Source organism: Dietzia sp. DQ11-44 (genome assembly GCF_014145205.1).
GTDB lineage: Bacteria > Actinomycetota > Actinomycetes > Mycobacteriales > Mycobacteriaceae > Dietzia > Dietzia natronolimnaea.
The window spans coordinates 1-8,089 of sequence record NZ_JAALEC010000172.1; the positions used below are offsets into that span (position 1 = coordinate 1).

8 protein-coding genes are annotated in these 8,089 nt (G+C 69.9%); 4 read left to right on the forward strand and 4 right to left on the reverse strand.

Annotation, left to right across the window (positions count from 1 at the left end; all coding sequences use genetic code 11):
- The coding region (locus G6018_RS05415) for a LuxR C-terminal-related transcriptional regulator (protein WP_182639048.1) at nucleotides 1-1,690 on the forward strand (1,690 nt) is incomplete at its 5' end.
- Nucleotides 1,691-2,174: 484 nt separating this feature from the next.
- On the opposite strand, the gene G6018_RS05420 is transcribed toward G6018_RS05415, so the two are convergent.
- The 3 genes from G6018_RS05420 to G6018_RS05430 all read right to left on the reverse strand — a co-directional run bounded on the left by G6018_RS05420 (nucleotide 2,175) and on the right by G6018_RS05430 (nucleotide 4,249).
- Nucleotides 2,175-2,465 (reverse strand): hypothetical protein, encoded by a 291-nt coding sequence (locus G6018_RS05420; protein ID WP_017838311.1) that lies wholly within the window; start codon nucleotides 2,463-2,465, stop codon nucleotides 2,175-2,177.
- Nucleotides 2,462-2,677: a PLDc N-terminal domain-containing protein gene (locus G6018_RS05425; protein WP_179523808.1), complete on the reverse strand. Its 216-nt coding sequence runs from the start codon at nucleotides 2,675-2,677 to the stop codon at nucleotides 2,462-2,464. Before G6018_RS05425 ends, G6018_RS05420 begins: the two co-directional genes overlap by 4 nt.
- Before the next feature lie 102 nt (nucleotides 2,678-2,779).
- Nucleotides 2,780-4,249 (reverse strand): sodium:glutamate symporter, encoded by a 1,470-nt coding sequence (locus G6018_RS05430; protein ID WP_182639050.1) that lies wholly within the window; start codon nucleotides 4,247-4,249, stop codon nucleotides 2,780-2,782.
- Nucleotides 4,250-4,446: 197 nt separating this feature from the next.
- On the opposite strand from G6018_RS05430, the gene G6018_RS05435 reads away from it, so the two are divergent.
- Together G6018_RS05435 and G6018_RS05440 are read left to right on the forward strand one after the other, a co-directional pair.
- Nucleotides 4,447-5,211 carry a two pore domain potassium channel family protein gene (locus G6018_RS05435; protein WP_182639052.1) on the forward strand — a complete coding sequence of 255 codons (765 nt, stop codon included), beginning with the start codon at nucleotides 4,447-4,449 and terminating at the stop codon, nucleotides 5,209-5,211.
- Nucleotides 5,212-5,215: 4 nt separating this feature from the next.
- Entirely contained in the window at nucleotides 5,216-6,709 is a 1,494-nt protein-coding gene (locus G6018_RS05440; RefSeq protein WP_182639054.1) for a protein adenylyltransferase SelO, read from the forward strand.
- On the opposite strand, the gene G6018_RS05445 is transcribed toward G6018_RS05440, so the two are convergent.
- Nucleotides 6,706-7,389 carry a DMT family transporter gene (locus tag G6018_RS05445; protein ID WP_182639056.1) on the reverse strand — a complete coding sequence of 228 codons (684 nt, stop codon included), beginning with the start codon at nucleotides 7,387-7,389 and terminating at the stop codon, nucleotides 6,706-6,708. The two genes, G6018_RS05440 and G6018_RS05445, sit on opposite strands and share 4 nt — an antisense overlap.
- Before the next feature lie 116 nt (nucleotides 7,390-7,505).
- Between G6018_RS05445 and G6018_RS05450 the strand changes: the two genes are divergently transcribed.
- Nucleotides 7,506-8,089 (forward strand): hypothetical protein (locus G6018_RS05450; RefSeq protein WP_206685255.1); only part of this gene is annotated, 584 nt, incomplete at its 3' end.

Consider the following 8,089-nt stretch of genomic DNA (forward strand, 5'->3'; position numbering starts at 1 on the left):
CGCGATGGCCGACCGGCTCGCCGCGGTGGAACAGCTCGGCCTCGTCGTCCGGGATACCGAGGAATCCGAGCCCACCTGGGCCTACCCGGATCCGGTCAGGGCATCGATCCTCCGCCTGGCGGCGACCGAGATCCCGGAGGATCTCCGCGAGACCCGGCTCGCGCTGGCGAACCACTGGCTCCGGCACGGCGACCCGCACGCCGCGTTCGTCCTCGCGATCGACGCCGAGCACTGGGACCGCGTACGCGAGATCCTGCGCGAGCACTGGAAGACCCTCTACACGACGAACTTCCTGCAGATGGACGGGGATCTCAGGCGCATACCCGCCGACGTCCTGGAGAGCGAACCACTGTTCGGCACGTTGCGGAGGATGCACGGTCAGTTCTCCGCACCGAAGGACAGTCCGGCGCCGGCACCCGACATCGCGACGTCCTCCGACCAGTTGGACGAGTCGGACGATGCCGCGCGGTTGATGCGGATGCTCTCGCTGCGCATGGACGGCCGCTTCGAGGCGGCCGCATCGGAGCACAGCCGACTCAGCCGGATACCGGTCCCCGATGTCGAAACGTCGACCCGGACGGAACGGGACGGCCCCGCGTTCGTCTTCCTCCACCTGGGCCTGACCCTGCTCCTGGTCGGTCGGTTCGACGACGCCACACGGATGTTCCGCCGGGCCCACCGGCTCGGAACCGGCACCTTCATCGAGCGGGACGCGGCCGGCAAGCTCACCTTGACGCACGCCCTCCTGGGGCACCCGGCGGACGCCGGTACCTGGTGGGATGCAGAACGGCAGCACCCGCAACTGCCGCGCGACTCGGAGCTCGTGGTCCGGCCCGCCGGGATGATCGGGGCGGCGCTGTCCCGACTCGACCGCCTGGACACCGAGTCTGCCATCGGTCTGATCACCGACCTGGGAGCCCCGGCGGACCGCGAGGAGCTGTGGGGCCTCGCGCTCTACGTGTACGGCCAGATCGCCCTGAGCACCGGCACCGCCGCCGACGGGCTCAGGTACGTCGAACACCATATGGCGCGGTTCCCGGGGTTGTGTGGACATGGCGCGGTGGTGGGGCCACTGCTCGACGCGGTCCGTGCGGACCTCCACCTGGCGCTGGGTGGGTCGGACGCGGCCACCGAGCTGGTCGGTGCCTCGTCCCATCCGCTCACCGCGCCGGCCCGGGCCCGCATCAGGGTGTACGAGGGCGATCACGAGGGGGCGTTGGAGATCGTCAGGCGCCATCACGGGGATCTCCGCGTGACCCAGCGGGACTCCGTCGAGCTGTCCCTGGTCGGCGCCACCGCGTCGCTCGGACTCTCCGCGCGGGAGGAGGCGGTGCGGTACCTGGAGCGCGCCGTCACCACGTCCGCGCTCACCGGACTGGTCCGCCCGTTCACCACGCTGCCCCGCGAGACGATCGCGAAGTTGGCGAGGTTGGGCCCTGAACTCCCGGTGTCCGCCCACCGGACCGGCTCCGACGCCCCCTCGTCGCCGCATACGGCGACCGAGGTCACCGAGCGCGAGCACGCGATCCTCCGAAGTCTCGAGACCGGTGAGTCCATCTCCGCGATCGCCGACCGGCACTTCGTCAGCGTGAACACGGTCAAGTCGCAACTCCGGTCCGTGTACCGCAAGCTCGGCGCCCGGTCCCGGGGCGCAGCGGTCGAGGAGGCCCGGAGGCTCGGTCTGCTCTGAGCGCCCGACCGCGGCCATCCGCGAGAAGCAGGTTGCTCGTTCAACTCCGATTCCGGGCGGGGTCGGGGCGTGGAGAAGCCTTTGCAATCGGCTTCGAGCTGGCGATTCACGTGCCATTTCACCCAGGTGAATTGGCGTGCGCGGCGGCCGTATCGCGGCCTAGGTGAACTAGCGTTCACGAGATCGCAGTCGCCGCGACCCTAGGAGAGAAAGTGATCGGTACCCCGCCGAGCGTGATCGTCGACGAGAACGGAGCCAGACCGCCCCGGGTGGTGGACCCGGTGGGGACGCGGCTCGTCCTGCTCTCCGGTCTCTCCGTGTCATGACCGGGCGCGAGTGGGACGACTACGTCGAATGGTCCGGCCTGGACGAAGGGCGACTGGACGAGATCATGCGCGACCGCGGCCGCACCGTCGACCGCGGTTCGGGTGCCGGGCCGGATCCGGTCGCGCGGGCGCGATGGTTCCCCCGGAGGTGCCGGGTGTCAACGGCGGCGGGAGCCCGCCATCGCGGGGCCGGAGAACAACGCGATTCCTAGGACGAATCCGAAGTTGTACCAGTTGCCGTTGTTGCCCACCTCGTAGATGGTCACGGTGTCGGTGAACAGGGAGATGATGAAGGTCACCGGGAGGATGAGCCCGTGCCAGAGCCCCCACCAGAAACCGAGGCCCTCCGGGGAGACGTCGACGTTGGGTCCCGCGGCGCACGCGCCGAGGGTCAGGACGACGACGAGGAGGACACCGGCGGCGAGCCCCGCCCGTCCCCGGGTGGTCATCTCCGCCGCCCCCGCACGAAGTAGAGGGCGGGTCCGATGAAGTTGACCGCGATGATGGCAGCCCACCTGGCCTTGCTTCCACGCACCTGTTCGGCGGGCCGGAACGCCAGATCGGTCCACGCCGTGACCGCCAGCGACACCTGCACGGACATCAGTGTCAGGATCGTGGCCTTCTGACCATCGGACAGCTCGCTCCACGACTTCTTCCGCATGGGTCCTCCTGGGGTCGGTCCGGAAGTGGGGTTTCCTTAATCCTAGTGTCCGACGTGAGGGCGATGGCCGGGTTGCGGCCACGGGGCTGACGAGTCGAGGGCCTATTCGCGCGCGGGTTCCTCGGCGCCGGACTTCTCCTTCTCCCACTCCGCCCGGTCCCTCATCTCCCTGGGCCGGAAGTAGAACAATCCGGAAAGCACGGCCACGAGAAAGACCGCCAGCATCACGAAGAACAGCGGCCACACTCCGGTGAGGAAGATGATCGGCACGGCCATGGCCGTGATGAGTCCACCGCCGAAGAACGGCTCGAAGACCAGCTGCTTGTATCCGAACGCCTCGAAGGCGGGGCTCTCGGCCTGCGGGTCGACCACGCGCATCAGGATGAGGCCCGTCGCGGTGACGCCCATGGACTGTCCGAAGTCCCCGATGCCGCGCTCGAACCAGTAGCGACCGATGATCCGCGGGGCCAGCAGGAGGAAGACGGCGACGTTGAACACGATTCCCGCGACCGCGAGGATGACGAAGACGCCGATGTTCTCGCCGATGGCCTGCAGGGACAGTGTGGCGATGGCGGCGACGATGAGGAAGTCGAGCGCCCAGCCCTGGATCCGCAGCATGATCTGGGCGTCGATCACGTGGGCGAACCCGGCCTTGGTGGCGACGTACTGCACGATCACGCCGCCGAGGAGGGCGATGGGGAAGAGGGGGACGTAGGCGAAGATCTCCAACGGGGTGTTCTCGTCGAGCATGACCGACGCGTAGGTCGCCTGCTCGATCCAGCGCAGACCCTCCAGGATCGCGAGCCCCACGAGGATCGCCACCGTGACGATCGCGATGTGCAGCGAGAGCGGCTCGACGGAGGACGGGCGGGAGGTCATCTTGCCGGCGGAGTAGTACTCGTCCTCGCGGAAGAGGCCCTTCTGCTCCTCGATGGACATCTTGGCGCTCCCGGTGATGATCTCCGTCTTCCCGGTGCGCACGGCCCAGTTGATCAACGCGATGCCGATCACGATCCCGCCCACGATGCCCACGGTGGCCAATCCGACGGCGAGGTCGGCGCCCTCGCCGAAGCCCAGCTCGTCGAAGACCGGGCGCATGCCGGCGGCGGTGCCGTGGCCGCCCTCGAACCCGATCTCGATGAGCGCGCCGGTCATCGGCGCGGCCGCCAGGGTCGGCACCAGGATGAGGGCCGCGAGGAGCAGACCCACGACGTACTGCCCGGAGGCGAGGGACACGCCGAGCGAGAGCTGGGGGCCCACCAGCTTCACGGCCCGCTTCGCGGTCGGCAGCTTCTGTCCGAGGAACATGGTGGCGAAGATGACGCTGATGAGGAGCCCCGGCAACGAGGACCACACCTCGACCATCGGCTCGGTGAACAGGCCGTTCTCTCCCCACGGCCCCCCGAACCGGCCCAGCACCTCTGGTCCCAACAGGAGCAGCAGGGCCCCGGCGACGATCGAGCTGGGCAGGAACAGTGACTGGACTATCCCCACCTTGACGCGGATGATCTTCCCGATCAGCAGCGCCAACCCGAGTATGAGTAGCGCGAAGCCCACCGCATTGGCCGTCATGGTGCAACCTCGGTTCCGGTCGGTGACGCATGGCGTGGACGTCGACTCGTCGCTCTACATCTGCCGATCGACGGGTCGAGTCCCCGATTGTCTGGAATGTACGCCCTGTTCTCGCCGGAGAGAACCTGATCGGCTGATCGGTAACCGTGCCGTCACTTCGTCCGCCGTGGGCGCCGCGGATCGGTCATCATCGAACGGTGACGGAAAAACGGTGGGCGGAACTGACGGAATGGCCGTTGATCGGGGCAGCCCTGGCCTTCCTCATCGCCTACGCGGTCTCGGTCCTGGTGAACCCGGTCGGCGCGGGGGGCGTTGCCACCGAGGTCGTGATCGTGGGGACCTGGGTTCTCTTCGCGGTGGACTTCGTGGTGCGCCTGGTGTTGGCGAAGCCACGGGGCCGGTGGCTGTTCACGCACTGGTACGAGGTGGTGGTGATCGCGCTGCCGATGCTCCGGCCACTGCGCCTTCTCCGCCTGGTGATGCTGCTGAGCGTCATGCACCGCTCGGCGGGGACGGCCGTGCGCGGCCAGGTCATCGCATACGCCGCGGGGTCGACGTCGGTCCTGCTCGTCGTGTCGTCCCTGGCGATGCTGGACGCCGAGCGCGGGGCGCCGGGCTCATCGATCGAGACCTACGGTGAGGCGCTGTGGTGGTCGGTGGTCACGGTCACCACCGTCGGGTACGGCGATATCGCACCGGTGACCCCGATGGGCCGGGTGATCGCGGCTGGTCTGATGCTCGCGGGGATCGCCCTGCTGGGTGTCGTCACGGCCACTCTCGCCTCGTGGATCGTGGACCGGGTCAGCGAGGTGGACGAGGCCAACCAGGCGGCCACGCAAGCTCAGGTCAGCCGGCTGTCGGCGGACATCGCGGCATTGCGCGCGGATCTCGGGCGTCTCGGTGCCGACGCGGAGAACCTACGCGGCCGGCCGGGGCACCCCGCGACGGAGACGTACCGTTGACGGCATGACTTCCCAGGAGCGGCCCGGCGTACGGCTCACCGATGGCTTCGCCCGCGACTTCCCCGATCTCGGGGTGCAATGGAAGGCGGCCGAGGCGCCGACGCCGCGCCTGCTCGCCCTCAACGAGCCGCTGGCCGCCGAGCTGGGCATCGACCCGGCCTACCTCCGGGGAGACGAGGGCCTGGGCCTGCTGACCGGAACCCACGTCCCCTCCGGCGCCACCCCGGTCGCGCAGGCGTACGCGGGACACCAGTTCGGTGGCTACTCCCCGCGACTGGGCGACGGACGGGCCCTGTTGATGGGCGAGCTACCGGACGGTCGCGACCTGCACCTCAAGGGCTCCGGCCGCACGCCGTTCGCCCGTGGTGGCGACGGTCTGGCAGCGGTCGGGCCGATGCTCCGGGAGTACCTCATCAGCGAGGCCATGCACGCTCTGGGTGTGCCCACCACGCGGGCGCTGGCGGTGGTCGGAACCGGGGCGGCCGTGTACCGCGAGCAACCGTTGCCGGGCGCCGTGCTCGCCCGTGTGGCGGCCAGCCACCTGCGGGTGGGCACCTTCCAGTTCGCCCGCTCCACCGGCGACGTCGAGCTGGTGCGCAGACTCGCCGACCACGCCATCGCGCGCCACTACCCGCAGGCGGCCGACGCGGAGAACCCGTACCTCGCGCTGTTCGCCGCCGTCCTCGACGCCCAGGCCTCCCTGGTGGCGCAGTGGATGCTGCTGGGGTTCATCCACGGGGTCATGAACACGGACAACACCACGATCTCCGGCGAGACCATCGACTACGGCCCGTGTGCGTTCATGGAGCAGTTCGACCCCGCCACGGTGTTCAGCTCGATCGACACCCAGGGCCGTTACGCCTACGGCAACCAGCCGCCCATCCTGCAGTGGAACCTGGCGAGGTTCGCCGAGACCCTGATCCCGTTGGTCGACGACGACGAGAACGCGGCCGTCGAGGCGCTGACAGCCTCACTGGGGACGTTCCCCGCCCGCTACCAGGAGGCCTGGACCGCGGGGATGCGCACCAAGCTGGGACTTCCCGCTGCGCTGGGCCGACCGGGCGGTTCGGGCGAGGCGGCCGGGTCGGGCGACGACGCCGGGTCGGAGGCGGCCGAGCCGCTACTGGAGGAACTCTCGCGGCTGCTCACCGCGACCCGCGTCGACTACACGTCGTTCTTCCGCGCGCTCATCCCGGCCGCGGCGGGCGACACCTCGCCGGTACGCGGGCTGGTGGGGGAACTGGCCGACGGGTGGCTGGCGAGGTGGCGTGCTCTGGGTCCCTCGGTCGAGGTGATGGAGACCGCCAATCCCGTGTACATCCCGCGTAACCACCTGGTGGAGGAGGCCCTGGACGCGGCCACGGCGGGAGACCTCGGGCCGTTCACCGAACTCCTCGTCGTCGTCACCGATCCCTACACCGAACGTCCCGGACTGGAGCGGTACGCCAGTCCGGCCCCGCCCGACGCCTCCCCCCACGTCACGTTCTGCGGCACCTAGGGGAGACGTCCGGGGGCCGCCCCGCCGCCGGCATGTGAGTGCGCTGGAGGTCGTGGCCGGTCCGGCCGCGGAGTATCCCGGCCCGGGACCACGCCAGGGGTGTCCGGGACGACGCCCGGGCTGGTCGGAGAGTCGGCGACCGACCGGCCGCCGCTGCCGGACTTCGACGTGAGCAGGACCGCCACGATCCCCAGCCCCATCGCGATGACCTGTGGTGCCCCGATACGGTCCCCGAGCATCGCCCACGCCCAGATCGCCGATACCGGAGGGGTGAGGTAGAGCAGCATGCTCGTGCGCGTGGCGCCGAGGGTGCGCAGGGCGAGGATGTACGCCCCGTAACCCCCGAGCCCGGCCGGGACCACCAGCCACGCGAGCGAACCCGCCAACCGGGCCGTCGGGTCGATCGCGATGCCGGTGGTGAGGACCGCGACGGTGACGAAGACGATCGCCGCAGTGCACACCTGGACCGTCAGGGCGGTCACCAGGTGAACCCGTGGCGCCCAGCGTCGCTCGAGCAGCGCCGAGCAGGTCAGGCCCAGCAGGCTGATCATCGGTAGGGCCATCGCCGGGCCCAGATCACCGACCCCGCCCACGCAGAGCGCGACCGCGCCGAGTCCGAGGGCGAGCGAGTGCCGACTAGTGAGGTGAACGGGGCCGGGAAGGGCGTTGGTCGCCAACACGAGGTATCAATGAAAACTTATTGACATGACTACATAGCTGTCCTACGTTCAGCGGACAGGCATGTACCGCGTCAGGCCGACCCCCTGGATCGCGGACCGCCAGAGGGGTGGCCATCATGAGGATTCTCATCGCCGACGGCGAGGGGGCGTATCGCCGGTCCTCCGGGGTGATGGACGCCTTCGTCGACGACCTCACCTTCCGCCTCGGCGCCCGCGCCGCGGTCCGGGTGCAGTGGCCGGAGCCCGAACAGACCCGCCTCCACCGTCCGCGGAGCTGGGACGCCGCCTCGGCCGCCGGTGTGGCGGACCTGGCCCGGCTCGTGGGTCTCCACCCGTCCGACGGGATCGTCCTCCTGGGGTGTTGCTGCGGGTGCCGCGTGATCCACGACTGGCTGGACGCCCACCCCGAGCAACTTGACCGGGTGCTCGCCGTCGGCCTGCTCTCGGACCCGTTGCGTCCCCGCGACCGGTGGCTGCCGGGCACCGGCGACCCGGGCGGCCAGGGGGTGGCGGGCAGGCGCGTGGGCCCGGTTCCGGACCGGACGTTCTGGGTCTCCGTTCCCGGCGACCCGCTGAGCGGCATCGAGAGGGACAGCCTCCTCCGGGCGGCGGTCCGTGACTCCCCGCTGACCCCGGATCAGGTGTACCGCGGGGTGCTCGAGGACCTCCCGGAGTCCCGCACCCAGCTCGCCATGCGACA